Origin of the sequence: Actinophytocola sp., assembly GCF_035942955.1 — a bacterium.
Classification (GTDB): domain Bacteria; phylum Actinomycetota; class Actinomycetes; order Mycobacteriales; family Pseudonocardiaceae; genus DASYTH01.
Genome location: NZ_DASZCQ010000137.1, coordinates 1 through 19,369, shown reverse-complemented (window position 1 = coordinate 19,369; position 19,369 = coordinate 1). Strand labels below are relative to the sequence as shown.

The window sequence follows — 19,369 nt, the reverse complement described above, 5'->3', positions numbered from 1 at the left end:
CGGCGGCACCCCTGCGTGCCACATGCAGTGCCAACCCTAGTGCCGGGTGCCCAACCCCTCAGCGTGGCCGAACCTGCTTGATCGAGACCTGAATCGAGCCATGTCGGACCGGCCGCCGCGGTTAACGCCCGTCACGGTCGAACGTCATGAAGTCGGTCCGGTCCCGCCTGTCGTCGTCCGGGGCCCAGTCCGGCATCCGATGCCGCCCCGGCCGCGTGCGCTGCCCTGGCGGCCGGTGCTCCCGCACCGGCTCCACCCTCGGCTGCGTCGGCTCCTCCTCCGCTGCCGTCGACTGGTACGCGGCCAGCGCCTCCGCCAGCAGATCCGCGATGCTCGTGGTGTCCGCCCGCTCACGCCGCCGGGCCACCCCGGGCTCCCGCGGCTCGGGCGCCGGCAGGTCGTCGGGCGGTCGCGGCTGCGGCCCCTGCACGGGTCCAAGGATGACGTCCAGCGGATGCTCCGCCCCCAGCGGCGGCAACCCCGGCTCCCGCTCCGGCTGCCGGGCGGGTGGCTCGGTCCGGGTCGCCGGCCTGGGCTCGTCCACCGGCTCCGGCGGCTGCTCCGCCCCGCTCGGCTCCGGCACCGGCTCAGGGTCCGCGGGCTCCGGCCACCGCAACTCCGCCGCCGCGGCCGCGGCCCGCTCCCGCTCGGCCGACTCCGCCCACCGGGCAAGGGCCGACAGCGGCTCCGGCTCCGCGACCGCCCGCTCACGCCGTGGCGACTCCGGCTCCTCAGGCTCCGGCCAGCGCGTCGACGGCGACTCGGACCCGATCTCCGCGATCGGCTCTCGCTCCTCCGGCTCCGGCTCGGGCCAGTGCCCCAGCTCGGGCTCCCGGAGCTCCGGCTGGCGGCGCCAGCTCGACTCCGGCTCCGGTTCCGGCCCCCGGGACTCCGGCACGAGGCGCCAGCTCGACGACGGTTCGGGCTCGGGCTGAGGGCGCCAGGTCGACTCCGGCTTGGGCTGCGGCTCGGGCGTCGGCTCCGGGTCCGGCTCGGACGGGATCCGGCTGGGCGGGGGAACTTCCGGCGTCGGCCCGGGTCCGGACGGCGTGGGCGGAGTCTCGTCGGGCTCACTCGGCTCGCCCGGTGGCGTCGGAACCTCCTCCGGCTCGGGCACCCGCGGAATCGTGAACCGCAACGGGTTCGCCAGCGAGGGATGATCGTGCAGCGGCGCCAGAAGCTCACGGATCGCCTGGCTGCCGATATCCGAGCCGGTCTCCGCGGGCCGATCGAGCCCGGCGAGAGACGATCCGTCAGCATCGGCGACAGCATCCGCAGCGGGCTCTGCCGGCAAGGACTCCGCGGGCACGGCCTCCGCGGAGGCGGACACCAAGGAATCACGGTCACCGGTACCCGACCTGCCCCAATCAGGATCACCGGCACCCAACGTCCCGCGATCCCCGCCACCGGCACCCGACCTGCCCCAATCAGGACCAGCGGCACCCAACGTCCCGCGATCCCCGCCACCGGCGTCGAACGCTTCCCCGACATGCGCACCGGCATCCCGCGTTTCGCGATCACGGTCACCGGCACGCGGCGTGCTGATGGCGCCGGCATCGGCATCGGGCGTCCAGTGATCATGGTCGCCGGCAACCGGGTGCCTGGGATCACCGTCGTCCACGTCCGGCGTTTCCCGGTCACGGTCGGCGGTGGTCAGGGTTTCGCGGGCCGCGGTGAGGAGGGAGTCGGCGTCCTGGTCTGTTGCCGGGTCGGGGTCGGACTGGGCGACTCCGGTGCTGATGCTGACCTCGCGGCCGCTTGCCTCGGTGGCCCATTCGATCGCCGACTCCCGGATGGTGGCGGCGAACTCCTCGGCCTGGTCCCGGGTCGTGTGTGGCAGCAGCACCGCGAGCTCGCTGCCGTCCGACCGCGCCAGCTCGGCGTCCTCCGGCGCGATGTCGCGCACCCGGCCGGCGAGCGTGGTCAGCGCCTGCTGGGCCGGTCCGTCCGGTTCGGCGTCGGGCGGCGCCTGCTCGCCGGCACCCACCTGGTCCGCATCGGCCCCGCCGGCCGGATCCACCCGGACCAGGGTGAGCGCGACCGGGCGGTCGTCGTCGCTGCGCGTCTCCCGCAGCCGGCGGGACAGGCCCTCGCGGGTCAACAGGCCGGTCGCCTCGTCGGTCTCCGGCGGGCTCGCCGCGCCCTGCCCCTCCCGCTCGGGTGCCACCGGGATCGGGGTGCGGGCCGGCAACGCCGCGCGCGGAGCGGGCGGTGCCGGCTTGACCGGTGGCGCCACCGTCACCGGTGCCCGTATCACGTTGCGCAGCAACGAGTTGACCGAATCGCGGGATTGCTCGCCCACGCCGAACTCGATCACGAGCTGGCGTCTGGCCGAGTCCGCGCTGCGCCGGTGCCGGCACTCCGCGGCGTGCGCGGCGCGCAGCGCGCGCAGGGCGTCGACCGGCTTGGCGGCCCGCTCTTCGAGGTCGGCGGTGGCGGTCAGCGCGTCGGCGAGCAGCCAGTCCAGCGCGTGCCGCTCGGCAATCCGCGTGGCGTGGTCGAGCAGGCCGCGACCGGGCCCGATCCGCCCGCCCGGCACCAGCACGCGGGTGGCCATCGCGAGCATCATCCGGCCGACCGTGGGCGCGGCCGCGGCGCGCACCGGCTGGTCGAGCACCGTGGCGGCCTCCTGCTCGGCGTCGGCCAGCTCACCGTCGTCCAGCAGCGCGCAGACCAGCTCCCAGGTCAGCCTGGCCAAGGCGCGGCCACCCTCGAGCCGCGGATCGCGCAGCCGGGCGAGCAGGCCCAGCCCCTCGCGGGCGCACTCGGCCGCGTCCTCGGTCTCGCCGAACCGCCGGTGGTAGGCCGCCGTGCGCACGGCCAGCAACGCCCGCTCGAGCCGCCGAGCGTCGGGGCCGAGCGCGTCGTCGGCCGAGAACAGCCGATCCGCCTCGGCCAGCAGGTCCTCGAGGTCGTCGCGCCGCCCGACGTGGGCGGTGCACCCGACGAGCTGCGCGATGGCGCCGGCCCTGGTGGCCGGCCGGGACCCGACGGCCTCGAGCACCGGACGCAGGATCGCGCAGCCCAGCATCGGCTCGCCCAGCCCGCGCGAGCAGGCGGCCAGGTCCAGCCGGACCGCCGAGGCGGACTCGGGCACCCCGGACTGGTCGGCCCCGCGCAGCGCGGCCAGCGCCGGCTCGACCGCCTCGGCGTGCCGGCCCAGCCGCACGAGCGCGGCCGCGAGCAATGCCTGGGCGCGGACCACCAGCGGACCACCCGACCTCGCGCCGATCGTGACGGCCCGACGGGCGTAGTGCAGGACCAGCTCGGGCGCGCTCCATTGCAGCCGCTCGGCGAGCTCCACGAGTGCCGCGCACTCGGGCATCCCGCCGGTCGGGTGGACGTCATTCCACGCCGCCACCACTGGCTGCTCCGCTAGTCCCTGGTCAGCTTGCGGTAGGTGACCCGATGCGGACGGGCCGCCTCCTCACCCAGTCGTTCGACCTTGTTCCGCTCGTATCCCTCGAAGTTGCCCTCGAACCAGAACCACTTCGCGGGATTCTCCTCGTCTCCTTCCCACGCCAGAATGTGGGTCGCCACTCGGTCGAGGAACCACCGGTCGTGCGAGATCACCACCGCGCACCCGGGGAACTTCTCGAGTGCATTCTCCAGCGAGCCAAGCGTTTCCACATCCAGGTCGTTGGTCGGCTCGTCGAGCAGGATCAGGTTGCCGCCCTGCTTGAGCGTCATGGCCAGGTTGAGCCGGTTGCGCTCGCCGCCGGACAGCACGCCGGCCGGCTTCTGCTGATCGGGACCCTTGAAGCCGAACGCGCTGACGTAGGCCCTCGACGGCATCTCGATCTGACCCACGTGGATGTGGTCCAGCCCGTCGGAGACCACCTGCCACACGGTCTTGTTCGGGTCGATACCGGCCCGCTCCTGGTCGACGTAGGACAGCCGGACCGTCTCGCCGATCTTGACCTCGCCGGAGTCCGGCTTCTCCAGCCCGACGATGGTCTTGAACAACGTGGTCTTGCCGACCCCGTTCGGACCGATCACGCCGATGATGCCGTTGCGGGGCAGGTCGAACGACAGGTCGTCGATCAGCAGTCGGTCACCGAAGCCCTTGCGCAGGTGGTTCACCTCGACCACGACGCTGCCCAGGCGCGGGCCGGGCGGGATCTGGATCTCCTCGAAGTCCAGCTTCTTGGTCCGCTCCGCCTCGGCGGCCATCTCCTCGTAGCGCTCGAGCCTGGCTCGCGACTTGGTCTGCCGCGCCTTGGCGTTGGAACGAACCCAGGCCAGTTCCTCCTTCAGTCGTTTCTGCAGCTTCTGGTCCTTCTTGCCCTGCACGGCGAGGCGCTCGGCCTTCTTCTCCAGGTAGGTGGAGTAGTTCCCCTCGTAGGGGTAGGCCCGGCCGCGGTCGAGCTCGAGGATCCACTGCGCCAGGTTGTCCAGGAAGTACCGGTCGTGGGTCACGGCGAGCACGGCGCCCTGGTACTGCGCCAGGTGCTGCTCCAGCCACTGCACGCTCTCCGCGTCGAGGTGGTTGGTCGGCTCGTCCAGCAGCAGCAGGTCGGGCTTGGACAGCAGCAGCTTGCACAGCGCCACCCGGCGGCGCTCGCCCCCGGAGAGCACGCTGACGTCCGCGTCCGGCGGCGGGCAGCGCAATGCGTCCATTGCCTGCTCGAGCTGCGAGTCCAGATCCCAGGCGTCGGCGTGGTCCAGGTCCTCCTGGAGCTTGCCCATCTCCTCCATCAGCTTGTCGGAGTAGTCCGTGGCCAGCTGCTCGGCGATCTCGTTGTAGCGGTCCAACTTCTTCTTGATCTCGCCGACGCCCTCTTCGACGTTGCCGAGCACCGTCTTGTCCTCGGTGAGCGGCGGCTCCTGCTGGAGGATGCCGACGGAGTACCCGGGAGACAGGAACGCCTCGCCATTGTTCGGCTGGTCCAACCCCGCCATGATGCGCAGCACGCTGGACTTTCCGGCGCCGTTGGGACCGACTACCCCGATCTTGGCCCCGGGGTAGAACATGATGGTCACGTCGTCGAGGATGACCTTGTCCCCGTGCGCCTTGCGCACTTTCTTCATGGTGTAGATGAACTCCGCCATGGCCGCGATCGTAGAGCGCTGCCGGTGCGGTCCCGAGCGCGGACCGCGACACGGACCGGTATCGATCACCTCCTAGCGTGGATGGGTGCCGGCATGCTTCCGTTCGACCCACGTCAGGCGGCTGTGGCACCGACTGTCATCGGGGTGTCACTTGCCGCAATATCTCGGTTCGACCTTTGGATCATGGCCGTGCACATGGACAGATCGGGCCCGATCGCCCGCGCCTCCAGCTCGACCGCCGACCTCGTCTCGCCGTTGATCTCGTACTCGTTGAGGTAGACCCGGCCGAACACCACCACCGGATCACCTTTGAACAGCGACGCGGACACTCCCTCGGCGAGCCTGCGCCAGCACTTGACCTGGATGAACAGCTTGTCCCCGTCGACCCACTCCTGGGACTCCTTGTGGAACCGGCGCTCCCTGGCCACCATCCGGAAGTTGCACACCTTGTCTCCGCTCGACGTCGTGCGCTGGGTGACGTCGGTGATCACCCGGCCGACGACGGTTATCCAGGTCTCGAACATCGCGATCAGTCCTTCCTCGCGTCATCTCGGTTGGGCGGGCGGTGCCCGCGGGTCCAACGATGCCGCGGGGAGCGGACGTCGGGGGCCGCGAAGGGCTGCGCTGTGGACAGCGGGGTTGGCTGTGCACAACCGGCGGCTAGCTGATCTTCAGGGCGCGGAAATGTCGGTGGGCGGTGCTACCGGCGGTCGCGCTCGGCGAGCTTGCGCAGCATGGCGTTGTAGGCCTCGAGCTCGGCGTCTCCGTCGGCGTCGGCCCGCCGGTCGCGGCGGCGGGCCTCCCGCTCATCGGCCTTGGACCACTGCAGCAGCAACGCGATCAGCACGACCAGCAGCGGCAGCTCCCCGGTGGCCCAGGCGATGCCGCCGCCGAGCCGTTGCTCGGCCAGCAGGTCGACGGTCCAGGGCAGCCCGAGCCCCGCGTAGAACCGCTCCCCGATCACGGTCTGCATGCTCATCAGGATCACGCCGAAGAACGCGTGGAACGGCAGCGAGGCGAACACCATGCCCAGCCTGGCCAGGTGCGGCAGCCGCCGCGGCGACGGGTCCACGCCGATCACCGGCCAGTAGAACAGGTAGCCCACCACCAGGAAGTGCACGTTCATCGCCATGTGCGCCCAGTGCTCCTCGAGCGCGGCGTCGAACAGCCCGGACATGTACAGCACGTAGAACGACCCGACGAACAGCCCGAGCGCCACGACCGGATGCGTCAACACCCGGGTCACCGGCGAATGCACCGCGGCCAGCAGCCACTCCCGAGGCCCGGGCGGCGCGTCCTTGCCGGCCGGCGGAAGCGCCCGCAGCGCGAGCGTGACCGGACCGCCGAGCACCAGCAGCACCGGCGCCAGCATGGACAGCATCATGTGGGTTTCCATGTGGATGCTGAACATCGCCGGCGCGTAGCGGCCGAACCCGGAACTGGTCGCCACCAGCACGGTCAGGCAGCCGCCCAGCCACGCCGCGGTCCGGCCGATCGGCCAGGCGTCACCCCTTGCCCGCAGCCGCCGCACGCCCAGCACGTACAGCACCGCCAGCGTTCCGGCCACGCCGGCGAAGATCAGGTCGAGCCGCCAGTCGAAGAGCAGCCGGTCGAGCGTCGGCGGACCGGCCAGCGGGTAGCCGATCCGCAGCTCCACCGGGTCCGGCTCGGTGAGCACCGGCGGAGGGGGCGTCCGTGCCAGGGCGGCCGCGATCCCGATCGTCCCGAACATGATCAGCACTTCGACCGCGGCGAGGCGGAACAGGACGTTGCCGGTCCCGGCGGTCGTCGCCTCCCGCACGCCCCGCTCGCGCTGCAGGAACCCGATGGCGCCGAGGGTGGCCAGCGCGCTGATCTTGGCGACCACCAGCAGGCCGTATGAGGTCGTGAACAGGTCGCCGAGTGGAACGCGGATCAGGGCGTTGATCACTCCGGACAGCGCCATCACGATCCAGCAGACCAATGCGACCTTGGAGAAGCGCGCCGCGGCCAGCCCGACGTGCCCGCGCGCGCGGCGACCGTGCACCAGCAACGCGGCCAACCCGCCGACCCACAGCGAGACCGCGAGCAGGTGCAGCAGCAGGCTGTTGCTGGCCAGGTCGTGCTCCCGGCTACCCGCCGAGTGGCCGGTCACCGCGACCGGAATGACCCCGCCGAGGGAGATCAGGAACAGCGTGGCCGTCCATCCCCAGGACAGCACGATCCGGGCACCGGCCGCGATGACGACCGCGATGGCCGCGGTCACCAGCCACGCCTTGGTCTCCGGTAGCAGGCTGACGAGGTCGAGCAGGGTCCGGGCGCCAAGCACGTCCGACACCGGTTTGCCGATCGCCGTCGCCGCGGTGAACGGGACCGAGACCAGAGCGCTGACGAACCACAGCGCGGCCGACCAGCTCGCCATGCGCAGGGCCGAGTATCCGGCGACGTCGAGGGTGCCGGATTTCTGTGGCGGCACAAGGAAAGCCGCGAACAGCAGCGAGCCGACCGTCAGCACGGCGCCGATCTGGGCGGCCACCCGGACCACGGTCGGTCCGTACGCGTTGACCAGGCCCGGATCGAGCTGCTGGCCGGTCAGCGCGAGCAGCGCGCTGGCCAGGACCGCGGCCAGCAGGCCGCCGACGACGAGCAGGGGTACCACACTGACGCGGGCCGCCCGGGGGGAGTCAGCCGCCTTCTCTGGTGGGCTGTCGACGGACACCCCTCGAGCCTATGCGGACCGTGCTTGCATGTGGATCGAGCACCCTCCCTAGTAGCTGCCGACGGGCGCGATCTTCTCCTCGGCGGATTCCGCCGCCCGCCGTTCCTCACGCCGCCGCGCGGACGTCGCCAGCAGCGCCGCCGGGGCGATCATCGCGGCGATCACGCCGGCCACGCCGAGCGCCACGGCCAGGTTGGTCAGCTGGGCGATGCCGCCGATCATCGGCGGGCCGAGCAGGAACCCGCCGTAGGCGATCGTGGTCACGAAGCCGATCTCGCGCTCCCCGCCGGAGCCGTCGGCGCGCCGGCCGACCGCGCCGGCAAGGCCGAGGCCCAGCGGGAAGGCGTAGGCGAGCCCGGCGCCGGCGAGCGCGAAGCCGGCGAAGCTGGCCCATGCCGCCGGGATCGAGACCGCGATCAGCAGCCCGCCGCCGGCCGCGACGGCCCCACCGACCAGGAGCCGCTCCGGTCCCCACCGGCGTTCGGCCCGCTCGCCGAGCAGTCGGGTGAACGCCATGGCGACGGAGAACGCGGCGTAGACGATGGCGGCCGACGCCTCGCCGAACCCGCGCTCACGCACCGCGAACAGCGCCGACCAGTCGGCACTCGCGCCCTCGGCGACCGCCGAGCAGAGCACCACCACGGACAGCAGCCACAGCACCGGACGGCGCAACAGGCCGCGGTCCGTCGCGGGTTGGCGGGCTCGCTTCGGGGTCAGCACCGGTTCATTGGGCACGTGCCGGACGACGGCCAGGATGACGATCACGGCCAGCACCGCGACCACGCTGAAGTGCCCGGTCGTGCTCCACGCGACCCAGCCGGCCAGCGCGGCGCCGGCGGCGCCGAACAGCCCGCCGAAGCTGAAGCCCGCGTGGAACACCGGCATCAGTGGCCGACCGGTCTGCCGCACGACCGTCACCGCGGCGATGTTCATGGCCACGTCGAGCATACCCACCGACGCCCCGAGCGCCACCAAGGTGAGGCCGAGCAGCGGCGTGGTCGGCGCAAGGGCGAGCATCGGCAGGACGGCGGCCGAGGCGAGCGCGGAGATGAGGACCAGCAGCCGGGCGCCGAACCGCGCGCACAGCTGACCGGTCACCGGCGCCGCCATGATCAGCCCCACGCTTCCGCCCAGCAGGGCCAGCCCGAGCGCGCCGGCCTCGGCGTGCACGTGCTCGGCGAGGGCGGGCACCCGAGGCACCCAGGACCCGAAGACGGCGCCCTGCAGCGTGAACACCACGAGAACTGCGGTTTTGCCGGATCGCATGGGTCCAGGCTACTGAAGCGCTTCAGTAACCGCCACGCGTTTTCGGCGGCGCCGGACCTTAGGCTTGTCACCGTGAGTCAAGACCGGGGTCGGCGGCCGACCCTGGACACGATCGCCCTCGAGCTGGGGGTGTCCAGGGCAACGGTGTCCAACGCGTACAACCGGCCCGACCAGCTGTCCGCCGAGCTGCGCGAGCGGATCATCGCCACGGCGCGGCGGCTGGGTTACCCCGGCCCGGATCCGACCGCGCGCAGCCTGGCCACCCGGCGATCCGGCTCCGTGGCCGTGATGCTCTGCGACGGCCTGTCCTCCGCGTTCTCCGACCCGGCACTGTCGATCATGCTCGACGCCTTGGCGTCCACAGTGGACAGCGGAGACCGGGCGCTGCTCCTGCTGCCCGGCGTGGACGGCGCCGGGCCCCGGGCGCAGAGCGTGATGCGCGCGCAGACCGACGTCGTGGTGGCCTACTCGCTGGTCGACGACGCTCCGTCGCTCGAGGCGGTCCGGGCGCGGAAGCTTCCGCTCGTGGTCGTGGACGAGCCGGTGGTGCCCGGGTCGGCCAGGGTGGAGGTGGCCGATGAGACCGGCGCCGCGCTGGCCGCCCGCCACGTCGTGTCGCTCGGCCACCGGCGGATCGGCGTCCTCGCCTTCGAGCTCAGCGCCGACGGCCACCACGGTCCGGCCGGCCTCGATCGGATCAAAACCGCACGCTTCCGGGTGACCCGGGACCGGATCGCCGGCTACTGGAAGGGCCTCGCCGAGCACGGGATTCCCACCGACGAGGTACCCCTCTGGGAGGCGCCGGGCAGCGGCCGGGAGATCGGCACCATCGGCGCCCGGTGGCTGCTGGAACGCCACCCCCGCCCCACGGCGCTGCTGTGCATGTCCGACGAGCTGGCCATCGGCGCCGTCCGCGCGGCCCACGACCTCGGGCTCGCCGTGCCCGCCGACGTGTCGGTCGTAGGCTTCGACGACACCCCGGCCGCAAGCTGGTCCAGCCCACCGCTCACCACCGTCCGCCAAGATCTCTTGCTCAAGGGCCGCACCGCCGGTGACCTGGCCTTGCGCATGCTCAACGGCGAAAGACCGGGCCCCCCGATCACCCTCGGCGTCACCCTGGTGGCCCGCGCGTCCACCGCTCCCCCGGCCGCACCGATGTAACCCCGACATCACTCGTCCGAGCCGATTCAGAAACGAGCGGCCCGCCCGGAGCGATCAGACACTCGGGATGGCTAACCTGCCGCTCCGGCATCCGACGCCGTCCACGCCCTCGTAGCTCAGCGGAAAGAGCAAAGGACTTCTAATCCTTGGGTCGCAGGTTCGAGTCCTGCCGGGGGCACTACCAGGCAAAACGCGGGACCACGACCCGCGCAGCGCTACAACACCCCCACGGACTGTTCGGTGCAGGCGCCACAGATTCGAGTCCTACCGCCGCAAGGGCAGCATGCCCAGGCGCTGCGCGTCGTGGTCTATGCCGGCATCGACCCCGTGACCGGCCGCCGCGTGTACGAGCGCGAGACGGTCAGCGGCACCGATGAGGCCGCCTGGCGCAAGGCCGAGAACAAGCTGACCGAGCTGCGCGCCAAGGTGCTCAGGCAGCAGCGGGCATCCTCCTCGGTGAGCCTCGGCCACGCGATCGACGAGTGGTTCCGCAAGGCTGAGCTGGAGGACAGCACCCGCAACAGCTACGCCGGCTACATCAGGCGCGTCATCAAGCCCATCCTCGGCGACACCCCCATCAAGAAGCTCGGCGCCCACGAACTTGAGACCCTCTACGCGGAGCTACTCCGCTGCGACGGCAAGCCGTCCCTGGAGCACAAGCAGACTGGCCCCACCAGTGCGACCCCAAGGCCGCGTCCACGGTCCGCCAGATCCACTCCATCATCAGCAGCACCCCTGAACGCCGCGGTCCGCTGGGGCTGGATCGACACCACCCCGCCAAGCGCCCCAAGCAGAAACCACCCGAGCCCGATCCCCCGTCCCGGCCGACGCCGCCCGCCTCGTCGACAAGGCATTCGGACTCGGCAACGACTGGGCCCCCCTGGTCTGGCTCGTCATGACCACCGGCATGCGCCGCGCCGAGGTCGCCGGCCTCCGCTGGCACCATATCGACCTCGACACCGAGATCATCGAAATTCGCGCAGCTACGGCAAGGGGAGGAAAGGACACCAAACCCACAAATGCGTCGCCTCGCCCTCGACACCGAAACCGTCGCCCTCCACCGCACCCACAACAGTGGTGCCGCACCGAACTAGCCCCAGGTCGGCATCACCCTCACCAACGACATGTTCGTCTTCATGAACGGCCGCGCCGTCGACCCCACCACCGGCAAACCCACCACCCGCGACGCCACCCAGCCCTACTCCCCCGACGCCATCTCCCGCCGCTACAAACGCATGGCCACCAACCTCGGCATCAACACCCACATCCACGGCCCCACGCCACTTCTCCGCCACTGAGCTACTGACCGCCGGCGTAGACCTCCGCACCGGCGCCGGCCGCCTAGGCCACGGCGGAGGAGGCGCAACCACCCTCCGCGTTTACGCCGCCTGGGTAGCCGCCGCCGACCGCAAAGCCGCCGAAATCCTCGGCTCCCGCATGCCAAAGCGCTTGCCAAATAGTCGAAAGTATCCTTCCGAAAGGCCTCATTGGCGATGAGCGGCCGCGAACGATGTGTCAATGATCGCATTCCCTGAACGTCGACAAGTGATACGTATCACGACGTCGTCGTCCACGTACGTCAGGATATCAATCCGGTCAGTCCCGGCGGCATGCCTCGCAGCTATTGACCATTCGAACCTCGGCCAGATGTTCGTATTATTGCATCGGCGCTCATCGCCATCGAGGCTAACGGCATCGGACTTCCGCGCCTCGAAGGTCAGTCGAATTCGACATTCGGACCGCGCCATGCTACCGCGTAGCTTCACTTCGCCCTCTATTCGCGGCGGCTCGTTTACGGGCCAGAACACATCACCCTCAACTGTAGTATCTCTGTACGAAGCCGAGTAGTGCGAGCGCCGTTCCGATATCCGCGAGGAAGTCGTCGAAGCGGATGCACTGGGAGCCGCTGCTGACATCGAGGGCGGCACCGGCGCATCGGACGTTGATTTCGACTTATTGGAGGAGCTAATTATAAGAGCACCCACTATTGTCGCCACAGCCATGATTACCGCAGCAACGATCACTTCCCGGCCACGCGGCGATCGCCGCGAACTTGCCTTCCTGGTTTTATTCAGTCCAACGGACTGGCTTTCCATGCGCACCAACACTCAAGTCGGATCCTAATCGGTCAGTCAGCTACATCATGTTCCAAATAATCCGGTCCGCGGCGGCTCCTGAAGTCTTTTGGCATACACCAGTGAGCCCTGTATATAACCCCAAGCACGCTGCCGTTTAGGCGTATCGAACGGTCGGGGTTGGAGGTAGTTATACGCAAGCTCCCAGTGAGCACCAAACTGCTTGCGGTACTCTTCGCCGGAAATGAGGGCAAATCTACCAGCATCACCCCCATGCACGTTGTATCGGGCAAGCTCTTCCCCTGTCGCCCCGAATCTCAGCTGTACCTGCGTGAGTCGCGGAGGAGGCACGGGCCGCGGATGTGGGTAGAAAGCTAGCTGTAGGCCGTCGTCAAAATCAACAAAGAATACCGAGTAAGGATCGTTGAAGTCTTCGTAGTGTGGATCTTCATCTATCGGCACGCCGCACCGCCTCTGCGTAGGGCCTCATCGACGCCCGAGCCTACCGCGTACACGACGCGTCATTGTGCACGATCGCGTATAGAGATACCACCTGGATGCACCCTGAGCTTCAGGCTGCGCTCCTCCAAATGGCCTAAGGGTCGCCGATCATCTCTCATCGAGCCAGGGGTGTTGTAGGAGTGCGTTCCACGCCGCGCGCCAGGGGAAGAGGTCGACATACTTGCCGCCAGTGCCAGGCTTGTGAGGTGTGTAAATCTCTGCTCCGAGTATGCCAACCCCCAATCGGCAAGGTGCCGCATAGCGGCCTGGATCGCGGGGAAGCTGAGCTGGGCGCGATTGGAGAAGGGCATGCACACGATTGGCAGTCGTTTGCCGACGGCCTCGACCAGGAGTCCTAAAGGCAAGGTGTCGGAGATGCCGGCCGCCCACTTAGCCATCGTGTTGCAGGTCGCCGGGGCGACAATCATGGCGTCTGCTGGCGGGAGCACGTCGGGGTTCCGGGCTCTTTGTAATCCGAGCGCACTGTGTGCCCGGTCTTTGCAGAGATCGCATCGGCGTCGATGAATCGGCGTCCGGCGGGGCTTGTGATAACGCAGACATCCCAGCCATCGTTCTGGGCGATATCGACTAGCTTGGCGACTTCACGAGTAGGTGGTGCCCCACAGGCGACTATGTAGACGACTGGTTGACCTGCGTCATTCACAGCTTGACCCCGAGCCATCCGACGAAGACATCGGAGGGGTCGAAGTTTCACCCAGAACACTGGGAACAAGCCTGAATTGACTACCTGCATGTGCCGGCGCGGGTGACGGTACCTGTCCGGAGTATCCAGGCGGTCGCGGCTTTTATTACCAATCCAAGGCACCGGTCCTGCGAGCGTTCAACAGTTTGTCGACCCTTCGGGCCGACGCGCTCTATGGCTTTGTCACGATCTTGGCCGTGGTTCGAGTGAACACATTTTGTCGGTCGCCTTCGACCTCTGCTGGTTCCCGGGGTGTGGCGCCGCCGGTCGACCCGAGCGACTGGCGGCTGGTGCTGTTGGGCGCCCGCCGTGGTAGTGCTCGCCCGGCGTTGTCGATGGCCACGAGCTCGCGCGAGTGGACGTTCAGGTGCCAAGGATTCTTGTGGTGGTTTCCGGTTGCTTACCGGCGGCTCACCGGGAGGTGTGGCCGCGGTTCGATCATGAGCTGGTGAGCGCAACTGAGCTTGTGGCCTCCGCCAGGAGGGTGCGTGTGCTGGCGGTCCTTGGCGACTCGGTCGGGGTGGGGATCGGTGATCCGGCGCATGGCGGCGGCTGGCGCGGGTTCGCGCCGTTGCTGGCCGAGGCGCTGGGTGCGGTGGAACTGGTCAACGTGTCGGCCAGCGGACTGCGCGTTGGCGGGGCTCGCGAGCGGCTGGCTCGGGTGTTGCGGGCGGGTCCGGATGTGGGTGTGTTGCTGGTGGGCATGAACGACACGATGCGTTCGGATTTCGACCCGGTCCGGTTGGGGGCGGAGCTTGACGAGGTGCTGTCCGCACTGGTCGCCGCTGGCGTCCTGGTCATCACCGTGCGATATCACGATCACCATCAGGTGTTCCGGCTGCCCGGGCCGCTGCGCCGGGCGTTGGCCGCCCGGATCGCCGCGCTCAATGACGTGCTTGACGCTGCGGCCCGTCGGCACAGGATCGCGCTGCTGGATCTCGCGCGGATGCCCGGTATCTACGAGACCGCCGCGTGGTCGGTCGATCGGTTGCACCCGTCCCCGATGGGTCATCGTATGCTCGCGCAGGCATTCGCGACGCGACTGGCCGAGATCGGTGCCGAGGTTCCCGGTCGGGTCTCGCTCGAGTGCACCGGTGGCCGGGAGCTGAGCCCACTCGCGCATTGGATATGGTTGGTCTGCAAGGGAATTCCGTGGTTGTGCCGGCGCGGCCGGGATCTGCTTCCCTATGCCATGGTGGCGGTGCTCCGCGACATCGGGCGGCGCGCGCGGCGCCCGATCGCCGGTTCAGCCGCGCAGCGCACCGTGTAGGTCGAGCATCTTCGCGATCGTCGCCGACCAGGGAAACTGCTCGGCACGGCGGCGGGCCGCTCGACGGCGAGTGGCCACCGGCCAGGACAACACCGTGGCCGCGCCGCGGGCCAGGCCGTCCGCGTTCGCGGGCACCGCGATCCCGGCGCCCGGGGCGATGAGTTCGGGCGCCCCTCCGGACGCGGCCACGACCACGGGTGTCCCGCACGCCATGGCCTCCAAAATGGACAGTCCGAACGTCTCCGCGGCGCTCGGGGCGAACGCCAGGTCCGCGTCGGCCAGGGCCCGAGCCAGGGTGGCGCGGTCGGCCAGGTGACCGTGGAAGGCGACGGGCAGCCCGGCGGCCTGGCGAACCAGTGCCCGGCGGGCGCTGCCGTCGCCGTACATGTCGAGGTGCACCGGAATCCCGGCGCCGAGCAGCCGGGGCACCGCGTCGATCACAGCGGACACGTTCTTTTCCGGCGAGAGCCGTCCGGCGTACACGAGCCGGGCGACCCGCCGGTCCGGCCGCGGCCAGCGAGGCCGGAACGTGGTCAGGTCGACGCCGAGCGGTATCCGCCGCAGCTTGCGCACGGCGAGCCGGGCGAACTCCGCCTCCGCGTACGCCGAGGTGACCACGACCGTGTCGAACAGGTCGGCGATGCGCCGATTCCAGGACCGCACCGCGGCATCCAGCACCGCGCCGGCACGGCGCCACAACCGGGGCAGCCGCGCCGACAGCCACCGGTCCAGGCGCTCGTGGGAGAACAGCACCGCGCTCGCCCCCCGGGCCCGGGCCCAACCAGCGGCAGCGACCAGGGTCAGCTTGTCCGACACTTCCACCGAGTCCGCGGCCACCTCGTCGAGCACGCGCAGCACGGCCGAACACCGCGGTATCACCCGGTATCCTCCGCTAACCGGCATACCCGGCACGGTCACCACCAGCCCGGTCTCGGTCCGCGTGCGTCCCGGCGCGCGGCCAGGCACGACCAACACTCGCTGGTGTCCATGCGCGACATACCCGCGGCCGAGCGTGTCCACGACTGTGCGCAGCCCACCGGAGGTCACACTGTAGAAGTTGGCCAGCTGGACGATTTTCATCGGTCATGCCGTCGCGCGGCGGCCAGCGGGTCGGTTGCCGCGTATCAGGTCCGCGTAGTACTCGATGACCTGGTCGCCGATCGCCGACCAGGTGCGCCACCGAACCGCATCCCGAGCTCGGTTGCCGAAGGTCTCGCGTAGCCCCGGATCGTTCACCAGCTGGCGCACGGCGCCGCGGAGTGCGGTCACCGACTCGGGTGGATACAACAGCCCGGTGCGCTCGTGCTCGACGAGATCGAGTGGGCCGCCGGATGCCGGTGCCACGACCGGCACTCCGGACGCCATGGCCTCCTGCACGGCCTGGCAGAAGGTCTCGTCCGCGCCGCTATGTACGAACACGTCCAGGCTGGCGTAGAGCTGGGACAGCTCAGTGCCATGCAGGAGCCCGAGAAACCTTGCGTGCGGCAGGTGGGCCCGCAGGCGTCGCGCGGCCGGTCCGTCGCCAGCGATCACGAGCCGGACGCCCGGCAGATCGGCGATCTCGGCGAGCAGGTGCACCCGCTTGTCACCGGAGAGCCGGCCGACGTAGCCGACCAGCACCTCGCCGCGGCCGGCCAGCCGCGCGCGCAGGCGCGGATCCCGGTGCCGCGGATGGAACCGTTCGGCGTCCACCCCGCGCCGCCACATGGCCAGCCGTGGTATCCCCCGCTCGCGGAGTTGCCGCAACGTCGCGGTCGACGGGACCAGCGTGAGATCGGCCTGCCGGTGTACCCGGCGTATCCAAGCCCAGATCGCCCGGTCGGTGCCGCGAAAACCGTACTGCCGGGCGAATCCCGCGACATCGGTCTGGAACACCGCGACGATGGGCAGCCCCAGGCGGCGCGCGGCGGCCGCACCGGCGGCGCCGAGCGCGAACGGCGAGGCCAGGTGCACCACGTCGGGCTGGAAGTCGTGCAACAACCCGTCCAGGCGAGCAATCGGCAGACCGAGGACGAATGAGCGGTAGCCGGGCAACGCGATGCCGCCGACCGGGACCACGCTGTGCCCGGCATACTCCCGCGGTGCCGGCCCCGGCGCGATCACCATCGCCCGGTGCGCCCGATCCGAGAAGTGTCGCAGGATCTGGCACACCGAGTTGGTCACACCGTTGACGGTCGGCAGGAACGACTCGGTCACCACCGCGATCCGCACGCTGCCCATCGTGCGGATCGCCGGTATGGGAAACGTGCCATGCGAAAACCGCCCGGGTGAATTGAGGATGAAGATCCCGCACGGCTCTTGGCCAGAGAATACCGGCGGTGATTCCATCACCTCGAGCCGGCCGTCCGAGACACTCCGCCCCACCTTTGCGCGGCCCACCGACGTGGAGCCGAGGAGGTGTTGCCATGTTCACTCGCCGCGTCGCGGTGATCGGAGCCGGCTATGTCGGCGCCTCGACCGCCGCCTGCCTCGCCTCTCTCGGCCACCTGGTGACCTGTGCCGACATCAACGAGGACAAGGTGGCGCGGCTGAACCGGGCCGAGGTCTCGATCAACGAGCCAGGGCTTTCCGGTCTGATTGCCGAGGGGCTGGCCGCCGGCCGGTTGCGGTTCGTCGTGGACGCAGGCGTTGCGGTCCACTCGGCCGATGTCGTCTACCTTTGCCTGCCCACCCCGATGGGGACCGGTGGGGTAGCCGACCTCACCGTGCTCGAGTCGGTGCTGCTGGGCCTTCGTGAGGTGCTCCCGGCCAACTGCATCGTGGCGATCAAGTCGACGGTGCCGGTCGGCACCGCGGCGCGCAGCCGCGACCTGCTCGGGCGAGCGGACGTGGCGGTGGTGAGCAACCCGGAGTTCCTCCGCGAGGGAAGCGCGGTCCACGACGTCCTCAATCCCGATCGGATCGTGGTCGGTAGCGATCAGCAGGACGCCGCCGAGCGGGTCGGCGCCCTCTACACCCGGCTCGGCGCGCCGACCGTGCTCACCGACGCGGCCAGCGCGGAGCTGATCAAGTACGCCGCCAACTGTTTCCTGGCCACCAAACTGTCCTATGTGAACGCGATCGCCGAGCTGTGCGAGCGGCTGGGCGCCGACGTCCGGGACGTCACCGAGGGCATGGGGTACGACCGGCGGATCGGGCAGGCCTTCCTGTCCCCCGGCCCCGGTTGGGGCGGCTCCTGCCTGCCCAAGGACAGCCACGCCCTGCTGCAGATCGCCGACGGTGTGGACTTCGAGTTCCGCCTGCTGCGCGCCGCGATCGACACCAACACCCGGCAATTCCGCCGCATCACCAACAAGATCCGGCTCGCGCTGACCGGATGCCGCCAGGGATCGCTGCGGGATGTCCGGCTCTGCCTGTTCGGCCTGACCTTCAAGGCCGGCACGGACGATCTGCGCGACTCGCCCGCACTGGCCGTCGCCACGCAATTGCGCCAGGCCGGCGCCGTGCTGGTCGCCCACGATCCCGCGATCCGCAGCGACGCCACGCACCCCGCTCTCGCCGATCTCACCACTGTGGACGATCCCATGATCGCGGCGAAGGGAGCGGAGGCCGTGGTTGTGCTCACCGATTGGCCCCAATTCCGCGGGCTGGACTGGACGTCCCTGGCCGACGCGCTGCACCGGCCGATCATGGTGGACACCAGAAACCTCCTCGATCCGGACACCATCACCCGCGCCGGGTTGCACTACCACGGATTGGGCACCCGTCCAGTCCCGCCCGGGACGGGAGTCTCGGAACATTCCGCGGTTTCGACCGGGCCACACCATGGCTTGGGGACCGTCACCCCGTGCTGCTGACAACCGGTTCGGGTCACCGATGAATGGCCTTCGTCGAGGCGGACAAGTGGCTGCCGCTCCGAGGTCCGCCAGGCGTGGTGAAGAAGAATCTGCAGGTAGCCGGGTGGTGCCGGCGTCACCGGGTGCGGGTGGCGGGGCGTCCTCGGCGAGGTGGAGCACGCGGTCGGCGTCGGGCAGTGCGTCGCAGGTCGCGGGTTTCGGTGGGCGTGATGCCGGACAGCTCGATGCGCAGGTGACCCAGGGGCCGCAAGCGGACAAGGGCGGCGACCGGCGCCGCCGAGCAGCAGCACCCGGCGGACCGCGGCGACGGCGTGCGCCCCGTCGATCCCCGCACCGGTGAGCTCGGCCTCGGAATCGGTGCGCTGCCGGCGGGCGATCGAGGGCACCGAGTAGAAGTCGGTGAACGCGTGGCGGACCGGCGCGCGGCCCACCCCGACCTGGAATAAGCTCGAACGTCGCGTGCTCCGCGGCCACGCGGAAGGCGTACCGGTGCTCGAAGGAGTCCCGCTCGTGGCGCTCCCCCAGCTCGGGCTGCTCGGCGACGCGCTCGACGCGGTCGAGCACCTTGTCCACCGTGCTCGCGGTGCCGGGGTGCATGGCGGGCATCACCCCGTCGATCTCCCCGGCCCGCACGGCGATGGGGCGGCAGGTCTGGTCCAGCAGCCGCCGGTACGCCGCGCGCCCGCCGTCGCTCAACGCCGCCCCGGCGAGCGCCGGACCGCCGGCGGCCCGCACCGCGTCGCGCAGCCGGTCCGGATCGGTCAAGATGGCCGGGTCGGTACGCGCCAGCAGGTCGACCCGCGCGGCCCGCAACGACTCGGCCACCGCGTCCCGCGCCCCCCCCCC

General features: G+C 70.2%; 14 protein-coding genes and 1 tRNA gene. 6 read left to right on the top strand and 9 right to left on the bottom strand.

Annotated elements, in window-relative coordinates; translation table 11 throughout:
• Positions 1–121 precede the first annotated feature (121 nt).
• From VGX25_RS13930 to VGX25_RS13910, 5 genes are all read right to left on the bottom strand, one after another.
• Complete coding sequence (locus VGX25_RS13930; protein ID WP_326918183.1) at positions 122–3,361, bottom strand: diguanylate cyclase domain-containing protein; 3,240 nt, start codon at positions 3,359–3,361, stop codon at positions 122–124.
• A gap of 14 nt (positions 3,362–3,375) precedes the next feature.
• Positions 3,376–5,052: an energy-dependent translational throttle protein EttA gene (ettA, locus tag VGX25_RS13925; protein WP_326918182.1), complete on the bottom strand. Its 1,677-nt coding sequence runs from the start codon at positions 5,050–5,052 to the stop codon at positions 3,376–3,378.
• 113 nt (positions 5,053–5,165) lie between these two features.
• Positions 5,166–5,576, bottom strand: coding sequence for a single-stranded DNA-binding protein (ssb, locus tag VGX25_RS13920; protein WP_326918181.1), 411 nt, complete (start codon positions 5,574–5,576; stop codon positions 5,166–5,168).
• Between the two features lie 176 nt (positions 5,577–5,752).
• Positions 5,753–7,750, bottom strand: a complete 1,998-nt coding sequence (locus VGX25_RS13915; protein WP_326918180.1) for a cytochrome c oxidase assembly protein — start codon at positions 7,748–7,750, stop codon at positions 5,753–5,755.
• Positions 7,751–7,798: 48 nt separating this feature from the next.
• Positions 7,799–9,016, bottom strand: coding sequence for an MFS transporter (locus VGX25_RS13910; protein WP_326918179.1), 1,218 nt, complete (start codon positions 9,014–9,016; stop codon positions 7,799–7,801).
• 72 nt (positions 9,017–9,088) lie between these two features.
• On the opposite strand from VGX25_RS13910, the gene VGX25_RS13905 reads away from it, so the two are divergent.
• On the top strand, positions 9,089–10,177 hold the full coding sequence (locus VGX25_RS13905; RefSeq protein WP_326918178.1) for a LacI family DNA-binding transcriptional regulator: 1,089 nt from the start codon (positions 9,089–9,091) through the stop codon (positions 10,175–10,177).
• A gap of 105 nt (positions 10,178–10,282) precedes the next feature.
• A tRNA-Arg gene (locus tag VGX25_RS13900) sits at positions 10,283–10,355 on the top strand.
• 86 nt (positions 10,356–10,441) lie between these two features.
• On the opposite strand, the gene VGX25_RS13895 is transcribed toward VGX25_RS13900, so the two are convergent.
• A complete protein-coding gene (locus VGX25_RS13895) occupies positions 10,442–10,774 on the bottom strand; it encodes a hypothetical protein (RefSeq protein WP_326918177.1) in 333 nt (110 codons plus the stop codon).
• A gap of 539 nt (positions 10,775–11,313) precedes the next feature.
• On the opposite strand from VGX25_RS13895, the gene VGX25_RS13890 reads away from it, so the two are divergent.
• Positions 11,314–11,475 carry a hypothetical protein gene (locus VGX25_RS13890; RefSeq protein WP_326918176.1) on the top strand — a complete coding sequence of 54 codons (162 nt, stop codon included), beginning with the start codon at positions 11,314–11,316 and terminating at the stop codon, positions 11,473–11,475.
• 1,298 nt (positions 11,476–12,773) lie between these two features.
• Here the strand turns inward: VGX25_RS13890 and VGX25_RS35670 are convergent.
• Complete coding sequence (locus tag VGX25_RS35670; protein ID WP_414635799.1) at positions 12,774–13,280, bottom strand: flavoprotein; 507 nt, start codon at positions 13,278–13,280, stop codon at positions 12,774–12,776.
• Between the two features lie 531 nt (positions 13,281–13,811).
• Between VGX25_RS35670 and VGX25_RS13885 the strand changes: the two genes are divergently transcribed.
• On the top strand, positions 13,812–14,726 hold the full coding sequence (locus tag VGX25_RS13885; protein WP_326918175.1) for an SGNH/GDSL hydrolase family protein: 915 nt from the start codon (positions 13,812–13,814) through the stop codon (positions 14,724–14,726).
• On the opposite strand, the gene VGX25_RS13880 is transcribed toward VGX25_RS13885, so the two are convergent.
• Both VGX25_RS13880 and VGX25_RS13875 read right to left on the bottom strand, forming a co-directional pair.
• Complete coding sequence (locus VGX25_RS13880) at positions 14,703–15,806, bottom strand: glycosyltransferase (protein WP_326918174.1); 1,104 nt, start codon at positions 15,804–15,806, stop codon at positions 14,703–14,705. The two genes, VGX25_RS13885 and VGX25_RS13880, sit on opposite strands and share 24 nt — an antisense overlap.
• Before the next feature lie 3 nt (positions 15,807–15,809).
• Entirely contained in the window at positions 15,810–16,937 is a 1,128-nt protein-coding gene (locus VGX25_RS13875; protein WP_326918173.1) for a glycosyltransferase family 1 protein, read from the bottom strand.
• Positions 16,938–17,131: 194 nt separating this feature from the next.
• On the opposite strand from VGX25_RS13875, the gene VGX25_RS13870 reads away from it, so the two are divergent.
• Together VGX25_RS13870 and VGX25_RS13865 are read left to right on the top strand one after the other, a co-directional pair.
• Positions 17,132–18,523 (top strand): UDP-glucose/GDP-mannose dehydrogenase family protein, encoded by a 1,392-nt coding sequence (locus tag VGX25_RS13870; RefSeq protein ID WP_326918172.1) that lies wholly within the window; start codon positions 17,132–17,134, stop codon positions 18,521–18,523.
• Positions 18,524–19,097: 574 nt separating this feature from the next.
• On the top strand, positions 19,098–19,369 hold a 272-nt coding region (locus tag VGX25_RS13865), incomplete at its 3' end, for a hypothetical protein (protein WP_326918171.1).